General features: G+C 68.9%; 21 protein-coding genes. 17 read left to right on the top strand and 4 right to left on the bottom strand.

Annotation, left to right across the window (positions count from 1 at the left end; translation table 11 throughout):
• Positions 1-158: 158 nt before the first annotated feature.
• The gene (locus AWX74_RS21740; protein ID WP_091280005.1) at positions 159-1,280 is read right to left on the bottom strand and encodes a CaiB/BaiF CoA transferase family protein; all 1,122 of its coding nucleotides are present in this window, start codon (positions 1,278-1,280) and stop codon (positions 159-161) included.
• A gap of 145 nt (positions 1,281-1,425) precedes the next feature.
• Here AWX74_RS21740 and AWX74_RS21735 point away from each other — a divergent pair, with 145 nt between their 5' ends.
• The 3 genes from AWX74_RS21735 to AWX74_RS21725 all read left to right on the top strand — a co-directional run bounded on the left by AWX74_RS21735 (position 1,426) and on the right by AWX74_RS21725 (position 5,816).
• Positions 1,426-1,878 carry a deaminase gene (locus AWX74_RS21735; protein WP_091280280.1) on the top strand — a complete coding sequence of 151 codons (453 nt, stop codon included), beginning with the start codon at positions 1,426-1,428 and terminating at the stop codon, positions 1,876-1,878.
• A 629-nt stretch (positions 1,879-2,507) separates the two neighbouring features.
• Positions 2,508-4,292 carry a polysaccharide deacetylase family protein gene (locus AWX74_RS21730; RefSeq protein WP_091280000.1) on the top strand — a complete coding sequence of 595 codons (1,785 nt, stop codon included), beginning with the start codon at positions 2,508-2,510 and terminating at the stop codon, positions 4,290-4,292.
• 384 nt (positions 4,293-4,676) lie between these two features.
• Positions 4,677-5,816, top strand: a complete 1,140-nt coding sequence (locus AWX74_RS21725; protein ID WP_165615722.1) for an RCC1 domain-containing protein — start codon at positions 4,677-4,679, stop codon at positions 5,814-5,816.
• Positions 5,817-6,564: 748 nt separating this feature from the next.
• Here AWX74_RS21725 and AWX74_RS21720 read toward each other — a convergent pair.
• The 3 genes from AWX74_RS21720 to AWX74_RS21710 all read right to left on the bottom strand — a co-directional run bounded on the left by AWX74_RS21720 (position 6,565) and on the right by AWX74_RS21710 (position 8,746).
• Positions 6,565-7,104 carry a cysteine hydrolase family protein gene (locus tag AWX74_RS21720; RefSeq protein ID WP_091279997.1) on the bottom strand — a complete coding sequence of 180 codons (540 nt, stop codon included), beginning with the start codon at positions 7,102-7,104 and terminating at the stop codon, positions 6,565-6,567.
• Positions 7,101-8,270, bottom strand: coding sequence for a hypothetical protein (locus tag AWX74_RS21715; protein WP_226931021.1), 1,170 nt, complete (start codon positions 8,268-8,270; stop codon positions 7,101-7,103). The genes AWX74_RS21720 and AWX74_RS21715 overlap by 4 nt, the downstream gene beginning before the upstream one ends.
• A 113-nt stretch (positions 8,271-8,383) precedes the next feature.
• Positions 8,384-8,746 (bottom strand): winged helix-turn-helix domain-containing protein, encoded by a 363-nt coding sequence (locus AWX74_RS21710; protein WP_091279993.1) that lies wholly within the window; start codon positions 8,744-8,746, stop codon positions 8,384-8,386.
• Between the two features lie 199 nt (positions 8,747-8,945).
• Here AWX74_RS21710 and AWX74_RS40145 point away from each other — a divergent pair, with 199 nt between their 5' ends.
• The 14 genes from AWX74_RS40145 to AWX74_RS21655 all read left to right on the top strand — a co-directional run bounded on the left by AWX74_RS40145 (position 8,946) and on the right by AWX74_RS21655 (position 16,192).
• Positions 8,946-9,089 carry a hypothetical protein gene (locus AWX74_RS40145; protein WP_165615721.1) on the top strand — a complete coding sequence of 48 codons (144 nt, stop codon included), beginning with the start codon at positions 8,946-8,948 and terminating at the stop codon, positions 9,087-9,089.
• Positions 9,089-9,535, top strand: coding sequence for a hypothetical protein (locus AWX74_RS21705; protein WP_091279990.1), 447 nt, complete (start codon positions 9,089-9,091; stop codon positions 9,533-9,535). Before AWX74_RS40145 ends, AWX74_RS21705 begins: the two co-directional genes overlap by 1 nt.
• The gene (locus tag AWX74_RS21700) at positions 9,532-9,828 is read left to right on the top strand and encodes a DUF6284 family protein (protein ID WP_091279987.1); all 297 of its coding nucleotides are present in this window, start codon (positions 9,532-9,534) and stop codon (positions 9,826-9,828) included. Before AWX74_RS21705 ends, AWX74_RS21700 begins: the two co-directional genes overlap by 4 nt.
• Positions 9,825-10,916: a hypothetical protein gene (locus AWX74_RS21695; protein WP_091279983.1), complete on the top strand. Its 1,092-nt coding sequence runs from the start codon at positions 9,825-9,827 to the stop codon at positions 10,914-10,916. The genes AWX74_RS21700 and AWX74_RS21695 overlap by 4 nt, the downstream gene beginning before the upstream one ends.
• Before the next feature lie 86 nt (positions 10,917-11,002).
• Positions 11,003-11,161: a hypothetical protein gene (locus AWX74_RS40140; protein WP_165615720.1), complete on the top strand. Its 159-nt coding sequence runs from the start codon at positions 11,003-11,005 to the stop codon at positions 11,159-11,161.
• A 40-nt stretch (positions 11,162-11,201) separates the two neighbouring features.
• Positions 11,202-11,399, top strand: a complete 198-nt coding sequence (locus AWX74_RS21690) for a hypothetical protein (RefSeq protein WP_091279979.1) — start codon at positions 11,202-11,204, stop codon at positions 11,397-11,399.
• 92 nt (positions 11,400-11,491) lie between these two features.
• Entirely contained in the window at positions 11,492-11,638 is a 147-nt protein-coding gene (locus AWX74_RS40135) for a hypothetical protein (protein WP_165615719.1), read from the top strand.
• On the top strand, positions 11,635-11,871 hold the full coding sequence (locus tag AWX74_RS21685) for a hypothetical protein (RefSeq protein WP_091279975.1): 237 nt from the start codon (positions 11,635-11,637) through the stop codon (positions 11,869-11,871). Before AWX74_RS40135 ends, AWX74_RS21685 begins: the two co-directional genes overlap by 4 nt.
• Complete coding sequence (locus AWX74_RS21680) at positions 11,858-12,184, top strand: hypothetical protein (RefSeq protein WP_091279972.1); 327 nt, start codon at positions 11,858-11,860, stop codon at positions 12,182-12,184. Before AWX74_RS21685 ends, AWX74_RS21680 begins: the two co-directional genes overlap by 14 nt.
• Positions 12,181-14,421 (top strand): FtsK/SpoIIIE domain-containing protein, encoded by a 2,241-nt coding sequence (locus AWX74_RS21675; protein ID WP_091279970.1) that lies wholly within the window; start codon positions 12,181-12,183, stop codon positions 14,419-14,421. Before AWX74_RS21680 ends, AWX74_RS21675 begins: the two co-directional genes overlap by 4 nt.
• Positions 14,422-14,787: 366 nt before the next feature.
• The gene (locus AWX74_RS21670) at positions 14,788-14,970 is read left to right on the top strand and encodes a hypothetical protein (protein WP_091279967.1); all 183 of its coding nucleotides are present in this window, start codon (positions 14,788-14,790) and stop codon (positions 14,968-14,970) included.
• 33 nt (positions 14,971-15,003) lie between these two features.
• Positions 15,004-15,495, top strand: coding sequence for a hypothetical protein (locus tag AWX74_RS21665; RefSeq protein ID WP_091279964.1), 492 nt, complete (start codon positions 15,004-15,006; stop codon positions 15,493-15,495).
• Between the two features lie 13 nt (positions 15,496-15,508).
• The gene (locus AWX74_RS21660; protein WP_131799512.1) at positions 15,509-15,694 is read left to right on the top strand and encodes a hypothetical protein; all 186 of its coding nucleotides are present in this window, start codon (positions 15,509-15,511) and stop codon (positions 15,692-15,694) included.
• 42 nt (positions 15,695-15,736) lie between these two features.
• The gene (locus tag AWX74_RS21655) at positions 15,737-16,192 is read left to right on the top strand and encodes a single-stranded DNA-binding protein (RefSeq protein ID WP_091279958.1); all 456 of its coding nucleotides are present in this window, start codon (positions 15,737-15,739) and stop codon (positions 16,190-16,192) included.
• The last annotated feature ends 53 nt before the right edge of the window (positions 16,193-16,245 follow it).

Genomic DNA, 16,245 nt, shown 5'->3' with positions numbered 1-16,245 from the left:
GGTGCCGTGCCCTGCACCCACCAGCCCGAGGCGCTCACCTGCCGCCCGGCCGGCAGCCTCAGCCGTACCTGGATCCAGACCTGCGAGTGCGGGGCGGAATGGATCGTCCAACCCTGAAAGCCGACGAGCCGGGTGCTTTCGGCTCAGGTGCTTCCGGCTCAGATGGTTCCGGTGGCCCGCAGCTGAGCTAGCTCCTCGTCGCTGACCCCGGCCGCGCGAAGGATATCGTCGGTGTCCTCGCCCAGCGTGGGCAGGCCGGTCGGCGGTGCTGGCTGCAGTTCACCGGCGGCGCCGAGCCGGAACGGTGCCGCCGGAACCAAGGTGCCCGCGATGTCCACGAGCGTGCCGCGGGCCGAGACGTGCGGGTCGTCCACCAGTTGCACGCCGTCGTTCACCGGGCCGATCGTCGCCTTGGAGCCCACCGCGACCCAGTCCGCGGCGGGCCTGGTGGCGAACACCTTCTCGAAGCGTTCGGCCATCGTCACCTGCTCATCCTCGTCAGCCCACAGCCGATCGACCAGATCGTCGGCGTCGAGCACCCGGCACAGTGCGTGCCATGTCCGTGCTTCGGCGGCGGCGACCGTCACCCACCGGTCATCGGCACACCGGTACAGCCGTCGGCCGGCCGCCCAGCCCGCGTCGGAGTCGATACCCGAGAAGCGCCCCGGGGTGGCAGCCAGCAACCACGTCGCTACATCGTCGATCGACACGTCGAACAGACTGCCGCTGCCGGTGCGCGCCGCCGCGACGAGGGCGGCGGACAGGGCGGCCGACGCGACCGCGCCTGCCAGCGGCGCGGCGATGGGTGTCTGCGGCATCCAGGGGAGCTGCCCCGCGATCGCGGTCAGGGCACCGGAATGACCGAGGAAAGTGATCTCATGCCCGGCGCGGCCGGCGTACGGGCCGTCGAGGCCGAAGGCGGACAGGCCCACCCAGACCAGCCGGGGGTTCAGCTCCGCCGCCTGCGGGTAGCCGAAGCCGGCCGCGGCCCGGGCGGCTGGCGGGGCGCTGTCGACGACGGCGTCGGCGGTGACCACCAGCCGGCGCAGCACCTCGATCCCGGAACCGCTGCGGGTGTCGAGCGTGACGGACCGCTTGCCACGGTTGAGGCCCACGTGCGCCGATGTGGAACCGGTCGGGCCGCGCAGCATGTCGCCGACTCCGGGCGCCTCAACCCTGATCACCTCGGCGCCGAGGTCGCTGAGCAACCGTGTGCACCACGCGCCGGGGAACGTCCGGGACAGATCGAGGACACGGACACCCTGCAGAGGAAGCAGCACACATCGAACCTAGCCATCGAAAAATTCGGATGGAGGATTTGCTGCGGTGGGGGCCGGCCGTGAGGGCGACGCCGGATGGCAGACTGTCCCGCAGGTACGCGCGTTCCGCCGGGCACCGGCCCCGCGGGGAAGGACGAGCCTCGCCATGCCGCAGCTCGACGACCACCGGTGGATGACCCGGGCGATCGAAATGGCCCATCGCTGCCCACCCGCCACCGGCGCCTACTCCGTCGGTGCCGTCATCGTCGACGAGAACAACGAGGAGATCGCCTTCGGCTACTCCCGCGAGGTCGACAACGCGGTGCACGCCGAGGAATCCGCCCTCGCGAAGATCGCCCCTGACGACCCGCGGCTCGCCACCGCGACGATCTACAGCACCCTCGAACCCTGCTCTCAGCGCAGGTCCCGGCCCCGCACCTGCACCCAGCTCATCCTGGCGGCGGGAATCCCGCGGGTCGTCATCGCCTGGCGTGAGCCCAGCCTCTTCGTCGCCGACTGTCAGGGCTGCGAACTGCTCACCGCCGCCGGCATCACCGTCGTGGAACTGCCCGAACTCGCCGAACAGGCCCGCGCGATGAACGCCCACCTGTCGCTCTGAACACCCGCAGTGGACGGACCGGCGTCCGCCCGCGGCTGGAGGCCGGCGCGGACCACCGCGTCGGCTGCTCCGACGTGCCGTCCCGACGGTCCAGCGCTGGCCGGCCTGCCGAGCTGGCTGTCCAGGTCATCGTCCCGTGGCCTCCACGGCCCGCCGTCCCAAAGCCAGGACGACGGGCGGAAACACAGCCCCATTATGTGTGCGGTGCCGGGTACACCCACCCACGGTCAGAACATCGGGCCCGCCCTGACCCGCCCGTCATGTCCACGGACGCAGGGAACCTCTCGAGATGATCTTGAGTTCCGAAGGGCTGCCCGGCCCGGTCCACGACCTGACTACCGCCCGCATGTACGACATCCCGCGTCGCCGGACGCTCCGAACTCCCGCTCGACGCCGGCCTCGGCTTCGCCACCGCCTGGGGACCAGGACACCCGCTACCGCGACGTCCACCGCGCCCGCGCCCCGTCGTGTCGGCGCCACCGCCCGGCCACTCTCCCCTTGTCGACCACAAGGGCATCCAGGTCAACCAAGGGCATCAGGGCGGGGAGACATCGCGATTGGTGATGGCGACGTGCGGTTCATGTTCACGAAAAGCGCATAGGACGGCGCGTATCTTTGGGGGGAATCACATGCAGTTCGACGTCGCTCCCGTCAGCCTGACGCCTGACACGCCTGGACCATTCGTGGTCTGGGCTGGCGACGATGGCTACGACACCCAGGCAGGATACTTCTCCCTGCTCGCCTCCAGCGGAATCAAGGGAACATTCTTCCTGTCGGTCGACTGGGTGGACAGGGCCGGGACATCTCCTGTGTACGGGGACGCTTACATCACGACGTCTCAGGTCGCAGCCATCGTCGCCGCCGGCCACGAGATCGCCACGCATGGCAAGGACCACGAAGATCTTGCCGCCTACTACGCGACCTATGGTCCAGCGGCGCTCGACCTTCTTCTTGGCGCCGCCATCGGCGAGATCCAAACGAGATTCGGCTACTCGGTCAAGACCGGCTCCTATCCGGGCGGGTCGGCGAACAATCGGGTAAAGGAGATAGTCAGCCGTCGGCACGAGTACTTCCGGTGCAGCCGGGGCATCGTCAGCCGAAACGCGCCGGATCCGTTCGACGTCCCGGGGATAGACATCCTTGCTCCGTCCGAGTCGGACATCAAGGCTTACATCGACGAGGCTGTGGCGAACCGCAGCATCGTCGTCCTGTTCCACCATGGATCCATCGACTCGGCGCAGCTGACCAAGGTGTCCAACCTAATTACCTACGCGAGTGGCCTGGGATGTGAACAGGGGACGTTCTACCAGGCAATGAGTCAGCGGACCAGATGGGTGTCGACGCGCGCGATGATCGATGCCCAGGGTAACGCGTTCAATCCGACCGTCCACACCAATGCGGTGATCGTGGACCGCGACGACGGTGTTGGCGGCTACTACTCGCTGGGCCTGGACGAGTCGACGAACGCGCCGTACATGGACGCGACGGGGGGGACGCCATTTGAATTCAGAAAGGAGCTCCTCGCGCTTGCCGCACTCTCTGTGGGGCGCCGTCGGGTGTTCGCCGACTTCACGACGACCAACGCCTCGACGACCGTCTCGTCGGGAAGCGCGGGGTTCCGGGTCGACGACGTGGGCATCTCCATCAGCGGTACCGGCATCCCGGCCGCCACGACGATCGCGGCTGTCGTGTCCCCCACTCAGGCCACCCTGTCGGCTGCCGCGACGGCCAGTGCGACGAATGTGACGGTCACGCTCGGCCGACCCGCGCCCGGCGGCGTGGTGTCTGCGGGAGGAATGCGTCTGTACGACGGTCTTTCCCTGTTCGGGACCGGGTCGCAGGCAGTGTACTTCGAGCGCCTTGAATCGACGGTGGAAGGGTTCATCAGCTCGAACCAGTGGGTCAACAACGGTACGGGCGGCGCCGGTGGCGAGATGGCCATCGACTCGGGCAGCGGCGGGTCCTACGTGAACATCATAGGATTCGCGACAAGGATCCGAAGCCAGGATGACACCATACGTCTGCGCCTGGGGGCCGCCAAGGACGGCATCGATTTCGGCGCGGCCGAGGACGTGACGCTCCAGCGGGACGGGAGCGGAAACCTCGCCGCCAATGTGACCTTCCAGACGGATGGTGATCTGATCGTAGGTAATGCCGGAAACGGGCTCCTGGTCAAGGAAGGGACCAACGCGCGCCTCGGTGCCGCCGCGTTGTCCAGCGGCTCGGTCACGGTCTCCACGAGTGCTGTCACCGCGAACAGCCGGATCTTCCTGACGCCGCAGAACCTGTCCGGGGTCGGTACGCCCCAGCCGATAGGCGTCTCCGCGAGAACAGCGGGAACGAGCTTCACGATCACATCGGCTTCCTCGTCCGACGCGTCGACCATCGCCTGGATGATCGTGGAGCCCGCCTGACACTCCGCGGCCCCGCCAGAAGACCGCCCCGGTTCCCGCCGTGTCATGAGGGGCACGGCCGGACCGGGGCAGTCCTGTCGGGGATTTTCGCGTGCCGCCGCCTACGCGTCACATCACCCCACCAGCCCGCTCCGCCAGCATCCACCCCAGCACCTGGCCGGACGAGCCTCCGGGCTCCCGTGATCACGCCGCATCCCGACCGTTCGCGGCGGAGACCGTATCCCGGGTTCTGGTCGTCCCTTCTCGCCCAAGTGGCAACGTAATGTCGCAACACGGGCGCGCTTAGTCAACATATCTGCGCTGAGGCAATGCTCTATGCACTAGACATGCTACATAGAGTGGTCACAAAGGATGTGGCCCTTCCTTCAGGCAGAAGGAGCAGACATGTCTCAGCGACAATGGCGAACAGGACTGTGCTCGGCGGTGCTGGCCGTCGTCGGGGTGATCGTCCAGCCCACGGCCGCGACAGCGGCCGGGCCCGGCCTGGTACTGGCCTGGGGTGCGAACGGCCAGGGCCAGCTCGGCGACGGCACCACCACGGGCCGCCTGACACCGGTTCAGGTCCTGGGCATAGACGAAATCACCGCCGTCGCGGCTGGCGAGAGCACCGGATACGCGATGGCTTGGGGTGCCGTCCAGGCCTGGGGTGACAACTCGCACAACGAGCTCGGTGACGGCACCACCACCGACCGCCTGACCCCGGTGCAGGTCAACGACCTGGTCGACGTCGTCGCTGTCGGGGCCGGCGCCCACAACGGGTATGCGGTGAAGAGTGACGGGACCGCCTGGGCCTGGGGGGAGAACAGTGACGGCTCCGTCGGCGACGGCACCACCGTCAACCGCTCGATCCCGGTCCAGGTCTCCGGCCTGACCGACGTGATCGCCGTCGCCGGCGGTATGCACACCGGGTACGCGGTGCGCAGCGATGGGACCGCCTGGGCCTGGGGGTTCAACAACGCCGGGCAGCTTGGTGACGGCACCACCACCGATAGCCCGACTCCGGTGCAGGTCAGCAACCTGACCCAGGTGAAAGCCGTCGCCGGCGGCGTGTACCGGGGATACGCGCTGCGCGAGGATGGCACGGTCTGGGCCTGGGGCTCCAACAGCTTCGGCGCGCTTGGTGACGGCACCACGACGGACCGCCTGACCCCGGTGCCGGTCGCCGGCCTGACCCAGATCATCGCCATCGCGGCCGGCAGCAACAGCGGGTACGCGCTGCGCAGTGACGGCACCGTCTGGGCCTGGGGATACAACTACGTAGGCCAGCTCGGTGACGGCACCACGACGAACAGCCCGACCCCGGTCCAGGTCTCCGGCCTGACCCGGGTCGCCGCCATCGCGGCCGGCGCCTACACCGGGTATGCGCTGCGCCGTGACGGCACCGTCCGGGCCTGGGGATCCAACGCCGGCGGCGCACTCGGCGACGGCACCACCACCAATCGCTCGACCCCGGTCCAGGTCTCCGTCCTGAGCGGCATCAATGCGATCGCTGGCGGCGGCCTCAGCGGGTACGCGGTGAACTGAGACGGGCCTCGCACCCGTCCGGCCGTACCACCCGCTGGCCGGATGAGTGCGGCGCACTCGCCCAGGCCCACCTGACCGACTCCCGAAGCCCGGCCGCGCTCATCTGCGGCCGGGCTTCGTCATGTCGAGAACACGATCCGCGAGTGCCACACGCCAGTGCGAGATTGCCATTCCTGACACGCTGAGGATGGGATCTTCCTTCAACGCGCGGTCGTGGGAACGCCGCTCGGCGTCCCGGCCTCTGCTGGAGGCCTGTGCGGCTGACCGAGAGCGACCAGCCGCCCCCGCGGACCCGCCCCCAAAACCACAGAAGCCGAACCCCCGCGGTGAGGGTTCGGCTGTCTCCGATGTCCCGAGACATCACACAGGGTGCGGGAGGGGGGACTTGAACCCCCACGCCCTAGGGCGGCAGATCCTAAGTCTTCCGCCGTCATCGCCGATCATGCCCCCTGACCTGCAGCGATCTCGACCGGTACGCCAAGTCGTAATGATCCGTTCCGTGAATGTGCCGGACGTGTGCTTGAGCGCTGCTCGCTGGGCGCGCCCTACTGGATCATCGAAGCGACCCACCGGACGAGACGACGTCCAGGGACGACCCTGACGGGTTGACCGAAGGGGTGGATCAGGCCGCTCAGCTCGGTGCTGAGTGGTCCCGAGTAGCCCTGAGTGGCCCCCACCTTGCCGGCTGTCCACTGGCCTGCCGATGGCCTGCCCGTGTCCCACAGAGTTGCCACACCGGTGGGCCCGTTCAGGCGTGGATGGGGACGGCCTGAGAGGCGATCAGCTGACTCTCACCGATGAATTTCCGGGCGACGAGCAGGCCGGCGTCGTGGGCTTCGGGCCCTGAGTGGCTCGCGCATGCGTCAACCACGATCCATGGTGTCAGGTCACGCTCGAAGGCATCAACCGCCGTTTTGAGGACACAGCTATTTGTGTCGATTCCGCAGATGTAAAGGTCGGTCCACTCGTGCTCCGCCACGACAGCGGACCCCGCCTCATTGAACAGGGTGTAGATCGTCTTGTCGACGACGGCGGTTGCCTTTTCGTGGTATGGCGATAGCTCGTCAACCAGGTCTGTCTCTGGCGATTCCTGAAGTTTCGTCCACCCCATGATTCGCTCGTACTGGCTCCCCGGAAAGTTCAGATATCGAGTGAAGATGGTTGCGCCGCCTGCGGCCTGCCAGCGTTGCACCAGATCAACGATGGTTGGGACCACCGGGCGAGAATGCTCGGTGAGGAACCCATTTTGGGCATCGATGACAACAAGTACCGGTGAAGCCTGGTTCATGTCCGTCCCCCTTGAACTTCCCGCAGCGTCTCAACTGCTTGGTCCAGATGGCGAGATAGGCCGCTGGTTTCGATGACCGCTTCCCTCATAGACCTGTGTTGCGATGTTTCCTGGGGCCGCTCGGTTGTGAGGCGAGAACGAAGACCCCGCACGAACCGCCATCCGTATTTTTCCGACACCTGCGGGTCGCTGCCTCGCTCGACCTCCGACCTGATGTAGTTGCAGTACGACCACGCGGCTTGCACCGAGAGTTCACACGACACCAGCTCCTGCTCGGTGAGCGCGCGCGTGGGCGCGGTCGGGTGGTAGACAACCCCTGACCAGGAGGCGAAGCCGAGTGAGATACCGCGCATGCCGAACTCGGTGATTTCCGGGTGGTCGAACCCTTCTCGCACCAGCGACTGCTCGACCAGTTCCGCGTGCGCGCGGGATGGAATGTCGGACTCTGCGCGTTCGGTGAGCGCGCGAGGAATGCAGAGCAGGCGAAGCGCGGTGTCAGTCCTGGCCTCATCCCACGGAACGGCATGCACCCAGTAGGCACTAAGGACGTACGGCTCAACGGCCAGTTGGGCGCCGATGCGCTCCTCAAGGCGCCGCGTTGCCCAATCGATGTGCCCCGGATACGAAAGGCTTCGCCAAACGGCGACCTCGGCAATTGATTCTGGCGTCAAGCTTTCGGCCAGATGATAGACGACGACACCGAAAGGCCAGACGTATTTGGTGCAGGAGGTTCCGTCTGGCAGTTCCAACGGTTTGGTGTGACACTCGGTCCACTGGCCGGACGCGCTCTCCATGCCTTCCGCGAGTGCAGTCGCCGCATCCTCACCGATGTAGACCGGCACGAACTTATGGCTTGTGATGCCGAGTTCTCCAGACCCCTCATAGGTCTGCCTGGTTTCTCCGAAAAGGTCGTGGGGTGTGCGTTCGAAGAACTGGCAATACAGGCGAGAATAGAATTCATCGGGTGATCGTACATGCCCGGTTTCCAGGCGGTATATCTGCTTCCTGAGATTCTCCTCCCCTGGCGACGGCCACTGACGGCCGAGACAGTACAGGTGCAGCTCTTTCGCCAGACGGGGGCGGCCCCACTTCCGAGACTTCCGTAACTCCTGCAGTACGAGGTTGGGCGTTCGCTCGGCTGCGGATCCGGATGTCCTGGTGTCCATGCCGGATGTCCCTGTGTCCATGGACATCGGTTCCGTCGTCCCCTGTCCTCGGTGTCATCTATGTCCGGACGTGTCAGGCGAGCAGTCTGACTGCATGCTCCGATCCGCCGAATTCAACCGGTCGACGCCTTGCCGTTCGCGGCCCGCTCCGCCTCTAGGCGTGAGACCCGCTGCTGCAGCTCCTCAACGGCGCGTTCCAGGCTTTCGAGCGTTCGCACCGAGGATTCCGAGACGGCGCCGGGTGCCGATGGCTCCTTGACGACGTAGACGCCCTTGCCTGGCTGTCCGGCGACCACTCCGTCAGCCCGGAGTTCCCCGATCGCTGCTCGCACGACGGTGCTCGACACGCCGTAGGTGGCCATGAGCTGCTTGGTCGACGGCAGGGACTGTCCAACGGGGTGGACGCCACCGAGGATCTTGCTTCGAAGGTCGTCGGCAACCTGCCGGTAGGCCGGCTGACCGGTGACAGCAGTCACGGTGACACCTCTCGTTGCAGGTGGAAAGCCTTACGCACCTTCAACACCAAGTGCATCACAGATCCATCCCAGATCGACGCTTGACAAGCCTTATGCACAAGGTGCACTGTGTGCACACGCCGATCGACGGACCCCGGTGCCGAAGCCGCCAAGCACCGCACCGGGGTCCGGAGTCCCACTCTGTGAGGAGAGAACTCGTATGAAGCATGCCTTGCCCCGCCCGCTGGCGGGTGATGACGGCAACAGCCGTCCGTGGCCGACGCTGCCTGGCGACCCGGAGCCGTCGCGGGACTCGTGGACGGTGATCCTCGATGGGACGTCGGGTAAGGGCGGTGGCCGCTGATGTCCCCGCAACACGCCGGTAAGAGCGCCCCGACCGTCATCACCACCATGAGCGGAGCGCGGGTGACCGTGCCGGATGTCGACGGTCAGATCGCCGCGTTGCACGCCGCCGCCGGGCTACTGAACCGGATCCGCGGCGGCAACATCGCGCTTTACCTCACCTTCCATCCGACGGACGGCACCACGGTCCCGCGGGTGTCCGCCCTGGTCACCAGCGTCGATGTGTACGCCGACAGTGAGGCGAGGGACGCTAACAACCTGTCGGGCCTGCGTCTGCTGTCCCACCTGCTGGACGCGCCGTTGCGGTTTTCCGGCTACGACATGAGCGGGAGATTCCTGCAGATCACGACGACGATCGACGGAGTTCCGGTCGACATCATCGCCATGATCGAGTCTGTGCGGGTCCAGGCGCACGCCCGCGAGCTGGTGTCGGCGGTGGCCCGGTGAACGACCTGGGTGTGTTCGCGATGGAGCGGGAGCCGACGCGGGCGGAGCTGGCCGCGATCGAAGCGGAGTGGCCCTCGATTGCCGCTGACCTTGCCGAGGTCGACCGGGAGATTGCGGCGATCCGGGCCGCCGAGGACGCCAGCCTGATCCGGGTCGGCGGGGCGGGCCGCGGCAAGACGTCACCGGCCGCGGTGACCCTGGCCGCGTTCCGGCTGCCCGTGGCGAAGTCGCTGCGGTGGGCCCACGTCGCACCGTCCATGGTGGACGAGGAGTCCGCGGGGGTCGCGTCGTGAGCACGTGGGCGGAGCAGCGTCGTGCGGACCGCACCGCGGAGCGGAACGCGGACCGGGCGGACCGCGTCGCGGAGCGGGACCAGGACCGGAAGGACGCGGCCGAGGCGGCCCGACTGAAGGAGAAGCAGACCGCGGCCCGGGCCGCGGCGAAGACTCAGGCCCGCGAGAAGCGGGCGAAGTGGCGCCGCGAGCATGCGGTGGAGCTGCTGATCTACCCGCTGGCGGTCGTCAGTGCGGTGATGGCGGTTCCCGCGATGGCGCTGTTCGGGTTGGACCTGTACGACAACCCGTCCGGGCTGGTCCTGCCCCTGCTCTCCGAGCTGGGGGTGTGGGCGTTCGCGATCGCTCTGGAGGTGTCCCGGCGTCGCCACCCGGAGCGGTCGACGGTCAAGTTGACCGCCGGGGTCGCCGTGTTCGGGGTGATGGCGTTCGGGATGAACTTCGCGCACGGCCTGGAGCGGAGCCTGCTGGCCGGACTGATGATGGGTTCGGTGTCCATCGCCGGGGTCCTGGCGCATCAGTTCACCGTCGGTGCCCCGCCACGTAGCCGGGCGGAGCGGGCCCGGGCCCGGATTGAGCGGACGGCGGAGCGTCGGGTGGCGAAGGCCCGCAGGCTCGCGGCCCGCCAGGCCGTGGTCGAGCTCGCCGCGGACGGCACTGCCCGACTCGTGTACGTGCCAGGCCTGTACCTGCCCAAGGGCCGGAAGCTGGAAGCGGCGACGGTGTCCGGCCTGCCCGTGCCGGTCGACGAGTGGGATGCGGCACTCGCCGATCTGCTCGCCGGTGACCTCGATCCGCACGTGTCCGGAGCATCCGATCACGATCTCGATCCGATTCCCGGGGCTGACCTCGGTGGATCGGGCGGGGTGGCGGTGGCGGACCCGCCGCCGCCGGTCGATCCGACCCCGCCGAAGCAGGCGACTCGGACCCGCACGGCGAAGCAGGTACGTGCCGCTGCGCTCCGCCTGGCCCGCAAGAACGGCAAGCCCGTGTCGGCAGAGTTCCTGCGCCGGGAACTGCGGATCGCCCCGGCGGTCGCGCGGACGCTGCGCAACGACGTCAACGCCGAGCTCTACCCCAACTCCTGACTTCCCGGAGCGCGCGGGTCGGCCGGCCCACGACCGGCCCCGCGCGTCTCTGACCAGCCCTGAACGTCTCGTCGAAGGAGAACCTGATGGCCCGCTCCCCGCGCCGCCAGACCCGCGCCCGTGTCCGCGCCCAGCAGACCGCGCTGACCCGCACCCTGACCGGCTTGACCTTGGCCGGCCACGACGCCGCAGGGGACCTGGTCGCTGACCGGCTGGACCTGATCCGGCCCCGCTACCGCCGCTAGCCCGCGCACCTCCCGACCCACCGACGCGAAGGAGATCCCTATGGCACGCGACTGGCTGACCGGCAAGGAAGAGACCGACGCCGCCCGCAGGACCCGCGAACTGCGCGAGTCCGGCTACACCGGATGGATCGACCAGGACGGCAACGCCAAGACGGAGGAGCAGGTCATCGCCGAGAACCCGTGGGCGGAGAAGTTCGTCCGGCACGTCAGCTCGAACTCGAAGCGGAACCGCCGGTAGTTCCGCCCGGTGCGCGGCGTCTCTCTCGCCAAAGGTCGCCGCCGCGCACCGGCCCCAACCGCGCCACCAGCACGCAGGAGGAGAGCCCCATCATGACGCCGCCAGGCCGCACCACGGCACCCCCCGGGACCGAACCCCGCCACCGCGACCACACCGCCCGTTCCCGCCGCCTGCTCGACAGCGCCACCGCCCGGACCTTCGCCAGGCCGCTGGTTCCCGCCACCGGGGGTGCGTCGTGACCGGCATGTCGGACCTGCCCCGGGGGCTGGTGGACGCGGTCCTGGCCCGGTACGGCGGGGTGGCGGTAGGCCGGCTGGTGGTCGTGCTGGCGCTGTTCCTGCTCGCGCACTCGGTGCGGACCGGGCTGCTGTTCGGGGCGCGGGTGCTGCACGCGGCGATGTGCCGCGCGGACGCCTACGTCACCACCCACACGCTGACCGCCGGACAGGGGCCCTCCGATGCCGCCCGGTGAGCACCCGCCGACCCGCGCCGAGCAGGTGGCGGACTGGATCGGCTGGCATCTGGCCGAACTGCTCGCGGTCGGGGTGCCGCTGTTCCTGGCCGTGACGGTCGCGGGGTGGCTGATCGGCCTGTCCGCTCTCGCCGGTGCGGTCTGGGCCGCCGCGGAGATCCGTGCGGCCCGCGCCGCCCGCCCGGAGCTGGACACCACCACCCCCGCCGGACGGCCGGCGCTGTCCGACCGTCCCGCTGACCACCCCACGCCGGCCCGTCCGGTCGGTACCGAGGCCGAGGACCGGCCCGAGCTGTACGGAGACCCCTCATGACCCCCGGCGACATCCCGCCCGACCTGGACGACACCGACGGCGAGCAGGAGTTGGCGACGGTCCATCACCTGCCCGCCGCCCGCCCCGCCCTGGAAGGGGAGGTGATGACCGTTGAGGAGTGGCGGGAGGTCTCCCAACGGCAGCGGGCCGCGTTGCGCCGCGACATCTACACCACTGACGCCCGGCTGGTGTTCCGTAAGAGCAGGGACGTCGCCACGCATCCGCGTACCGCGACCGGCGCGAAGCTGGTGGCCCGGAACCTGTGGTACCCGGTCGCCGGTGCCGGTGTGGCCTATCGCAGGTGGCAGGACACCCATGGGGCGTCGCGGTATGAGCGGCAGATGCGCCGCGCGGAGGTCGCGGGGGATCAGGAGGGCCTGCGGGAGTGGGAGGCCCGCGACGTCGCGGAGAAGGCGCGCCGCCACGCCCGTGTCATGGACTGGGTGCGCTCGCCGGTTGACCTGCTCCGGGCGGCCGCGGCGGGGTTGGCCGGGTTCACCGCGCTGCTGCTCGTGCTCGGTGTGGTTCTTGCGCTGGGCCACCACGACCCCGGTCAGGTCCTGGCCCCGATTGTCGGTGTGATCGATCTGGTCACGTTCGTGTGCTGGTTCTTCGCGGTCTACGGCGCCACCTTCCTGCTCGCCGCCACGGGCGGTGCCGCGGCGTGGCTGTGGCATCTGGGCCGGTCCCGTTCCGAGCTGCCTGCTTGGGTGTCCGCACCGGCCGCCGCCGACGCTGGTGGCCGGGATGTGGTCCCGGACGAGCGGGCGATCACGAACGCGCTGCGGAACCTGAACATGCCGGCGTTGAACCGGAAGTTCCGTGAGGGCTGGACACCGCGCTGGCTTGACCTGCCCGTCCATGACGGCAAGGGATGGCACTCCCGGTTGCTGCTTCCCGAAGGCGTCACCGTGGAGATGATCGTCAACAGCAAGCCCGTGCTTGCCCACAACCTGCTCCGTCTGCCGGTGGAGGTGTGGCCGACCGAGCCTCGTGACAAGCCCGGGGTGCTGGATCTGTGGGTGGCCGATCAGGGCAGCCTGACCAAGCCGGTGGCGCCGTGGCCGCTGCTCACCGCCGGCGTCACCGACTACTTCAAGGGCGTGCCGGTCGCGGTCGACCCGCGTGGGAACGTCGTGCTCGGTCGGCTGTTCCAGGCCAACTGGGGTGTCGCCGGGATGATGGGCTCCGGCAAGTCGACGCTGATCATCACCGCGTTGTTGGGTGCGATCCTCGACCCGCTCGTGGACATCGACGTCTACTGCATGGCCGTCAACGCCGACTACGACCCGCTCCGCCCCCGGCTACGGACCTTGTTCGTCTCCGACGACCCCGACGAGATCCCGACCGTGCTCACCGCCCTCAAGCAGCTCATGTCCGAGCTGTCCGAACGCGGCCGGAAGCTCTCCGCCGCCGGCGAGCCGAAACTCACCCGCGCCCTGGCCGAAGCCGACCCGAGCATGCGACCCCGGGTCGTGGTGATCGACGAGTGTCAGGAGCTGTTCGTCTCCGACGTCGGTGAGGAGGCCGCCGAACTGGTCGAAAAGATCGTGGCCAAGGCCCGGAAGTACGGCGTCACCCTGATCTTCGCCACACCCGTCCCGTCGGCGGACTCGCTGCCCCGCAAGGTCGCCAAGGTGCTGTCCAACCGGGCGTGCTTCGCCATCGGTGACCATCAGGGCAACGACGCCATCCTGGGCACCGGCAAGCACAAGGCCGGGATCTCCGCGACGACTCTGCGGCCGATGACCGTCGCCGCCGACGGCACGGTGGACCTGGGTGACCTCGGTACCGCGATGGCATCGGGGTTCACCCCCGCCGACGGGTTGCTGCGCTGCTTCTACGTCCGCCGCGGCGACGGTGTCGACGACGTCACCCCCGTCGTCGAACGGGCCATGGCCCTGCTCGACACTCCACCGGCCGCCGCCCTCACCGACGGGCCGGAACCGGTCGAGCAGGTCGACTACCTCGCCGACGCCCTCACCGTGATCCGCGCCGCCGGACCCGACCCGATCATGCGCACCCAGGAGGTCCTGGCCGGCCTCGCCGCGCTGCGCCCCGAGCTCTACCGAGGGTGGACGTTCGAGCGGCTCCGTAAGGAGCTCCCCGACTCCGCCCGCCCGTACAAGACCCGGGGCCAGATGTGCGTCAACGCCGACCGCCTCACCGCGGCCATGGCCGACCGCGACACCCCCGAACCTGCCGACGAAACAGCCGACGAGTTCGACACAGCGTGACCGTCCAGGCGAGGGGACCCGTGAGGGACCCCCGAGGGACCGAGGGAGTTCTCCCTCGCCGGCTCCCTCGCCGCCTCCCTCCGTCCGGCACCGCCGTCTAGCAGCGCGAACAACCCCGGACGGCCCGCCGAGGGACCCGAGGGACCCACCCCCACACCGGCACCACCGAAGCCCCGAACACGGGATTGAGGCACTCACCCGTGCCTCCCTCCCTCCCCCTGCCACACCCACCAGCAGTTACGGAGAGTGAGGAACCTGTCATGGCTCGGAAGTCCAAGACGTAGAAGACCACCCCCGCCGCCTGGCGGGCCGCTTGATGTCCGTCCACCCCGACCCAACGCCTTGACCCTCGAAGGGGATGTCCTCGTGAAGCACGCCCGTCTCACCCGCCGCTTCCGCCGCTGGCCGCTCGTCCTGACCGTCGCGCTGGTCGCGTTCGTGGTCTACGCCGCCCGCCAGCCCACCGAGGCCGCCGCCACCGTCACCACCGTCGCCCGCGTCACCGTCGACGTCGCCCACGGCCTGGCCGCGTTCGTCGACGCGCTCTGACCCACCGCCCCGCTCCCACCACAGGAGGCAGTCATGGCCCGCGAGAAGAACACCGAGCCACCCCCCGGCGGGCACCGGCCGGACATTCTCAGTCACCTCATCGACGCTGGTCGTCGCCACGAGGGAGACAGGGTCCTGGCCCTGCGAGCCGCCGTGGAGAGTGCCGACCGTATAGAGCAGGTCTTCCCGGCCATGGACACCGTGGCCGTGAACGGTGCTGATGTTGGGGTCCTGGAGCAGTACGACGCCGGCGACGAACTCGTCGCGTTCGTCCTGGCCGGCCACCTGACCGCGCCCACCGCGCTGTCCGCCGTCCGGGCCTGGATCGACGGGCCCATGACCGCCCTGTGCGGCGCCAGCCCCTACGGCAACGACCTCGACAGCGAGGACCGGGTGTGGTCCCACGCCACCGACCGCCTCAGCCACACCCACATCCGCGTCGTCTCGTGGGAGGGCGAGGAGGCCTGGATGTGGACCGCCACCGGCACGGAGATCCCGGTCACCGTCTACCACCTGCAGGCCTGACATGGGAGATCGCATGACCGCCGACATGTCAAAGCTGTCCGCCCGGAAGCTGCACGCGGTGGTCGACGACGCGGCCGCCGCCCTGGAGGCAAACCCCGACGACCAGGCCGCGCGCACCCGCGGCACGGACGCCGCCACCGAGCTGCTCGCCCGACGCGACGCCCGCCACGAGCGCGAGCGCCAGCGGCGCAACACCTGATCCAGTCCCGCCACCTGTCCCACCTTCGAAAGGACACCTCCTGTGGCCGGAGAAACCGCCATCACCGTCATCGGGAACCTGACTGCCGACCCGGAGCTGAGGTTCACCCCAAACGCTGTCCCGGTGGCCGGGTTCACTATCGCGTCGACCCCCCGCACCCTCGACCAGCAGACCGGGAAGTGGGTCGACGGTGACCCGCTGTTCCTGCGCTGCTCGCTCTGGCGCCAGGCCGCCGAGAACGTCGCCGAGTCCCTGGCCAAGGGCACCAGGGTCATCGTGACCGGCCGTCTCAAGCAGCGCTCGTACGAGACCCGTGAGGGCGAGAAGCGCACCGTCTACGAGCTCGACGTCGACGAGATCGGTCCGTCCCTGAAGTTCGCCACCGCCCGGGTGAGCAAGGCCGCCCGCGGCACCGGCGCCAGCACCACCGCACCCGCCGCTGGCGACGCGTGGTCTGTCCCGCCGTCCGGTGGCGATCTGGACGCGCCGCCGTTCTAGCCCCGCTCCGTGGTGCGGCAGGTCGGCTCCCGACGTGTCCGGCCAGACCCATG

It is taken from the genome of Parafrankia irregularis (assembly GCF_001536285.1).
Lineage (GTDB): Bacteria > Actinomycetota > Actinomycetes > Frankiales > Frankiaceae > Parafrankia > Parafrankia irregularis.
The sequence above is the reverse complement of the archived record's forward strand: the minus strand, read 5'-3'. Positions and strand labels throughout refer to the sequence as shown.

Excerpts from the sequence above, each read along its gene's own strand:
- AWX74_RS21735 (WP_091280280.1), top strand. The coding sequence starts at position 1,426 with ATGCCGCAGCTCGACGACCACCGGTGGATGACCCGGGCGATCGAAATG.
- AWX74_RS21730 (WP_091280000.1), top strand. The coding sequence starts at position 2,508 with ATGCAGTTCGACGTCGCTCCCGTCAGCCTGACGCCTGACACGCCTGGA.
- AWX74_RS21725 (WP_165615722.1), top strand. The coding sequence starts at position 4,677 with ATGTCTCAGCGACAATGGCGAACAGGACTGTGCTCGGCGGTGCTGGCC.
- AWX74_RS21720 (WP_091279997.1), bottom strand. The coding sequence starts at position 7,104 with ATGAACCAGGCTTCACCGGTACTTGTTGTCATCGATGCCCAAAATGGG.
- AWX74_RS21715 (WP_226931021.1), bottom strand. The coding sequence starts at position 8,270 with ATGGACACCAGGACATCCGGATCCGCAGCCGAGCGAACGCCCAACCTC.
- AWX74_RS40145 (WP_165615721.1), top strand. The coding sequence starts at position 8,946 with ATGAAGCATGCCTTGCCCCGCCCGCTGGCGGGTGATGACGGCAACAGC.
- AWX74_RS21705 (WP_091279990.1), top strand. The coding sequence starts at position 9,089 with ATGTCCCCGCAACACGCCGGTAAGAGCGCCCCGACCGTCATCACCACC.
- AWX74_RS40140 (WP_165615720.1), top strand. The coding sequence starts at position 11,003 with ATGGCCCGCTCCCCGCGCCGCCAGACCCGCGCCCGTGTCCGCGCCCAG.
- AWX74_RS21690 (WP_091279979.1), top strand. The coding sequence starts at position 11,202 with ATGGCACGCGACTGGCTGACCGGCAAGGAAGAGACCGACGCCGCCCGC.
- AWX74_RS40135 (WP_165615719.1), top strand. The coding sequence starts at position 11,492 with ATGACGCCGCCAGGCCGCACCACGGCACCCCCCGGGACCGAACCCCGC.
- AWX74_RS21680 (WP_091279972.1), top strand. The coding sequence starts at position 11,858 with ATGCCGCCCGGTGAGCACCCGCCGACCCGCGCCGAGCAGGTGGCGGAC.
- AWX74_RS21675 (WP_091279970.1), top strand. The coding sequence starts at position 12,181 with ATGACCCCCGGCGACATCCCGCCCGACCTGGACGACACCGACGGCGAG.
- AWX74_RS21665 (WP_091279964.1), top strand. The coding sequence starts at position 15,004 with ATGGCCCGCGAGAAGAACACCGAGCCACCCCCCGGCGGGCACCGGCCG.
- AWX74_RS21660 (WP_131799512.1), top strand. The coding sequence starts at position 15,509 with ATGACCGCCGACATGTCAAAGCTGTCCGCCCGGAAGCTGCACGCGGTG.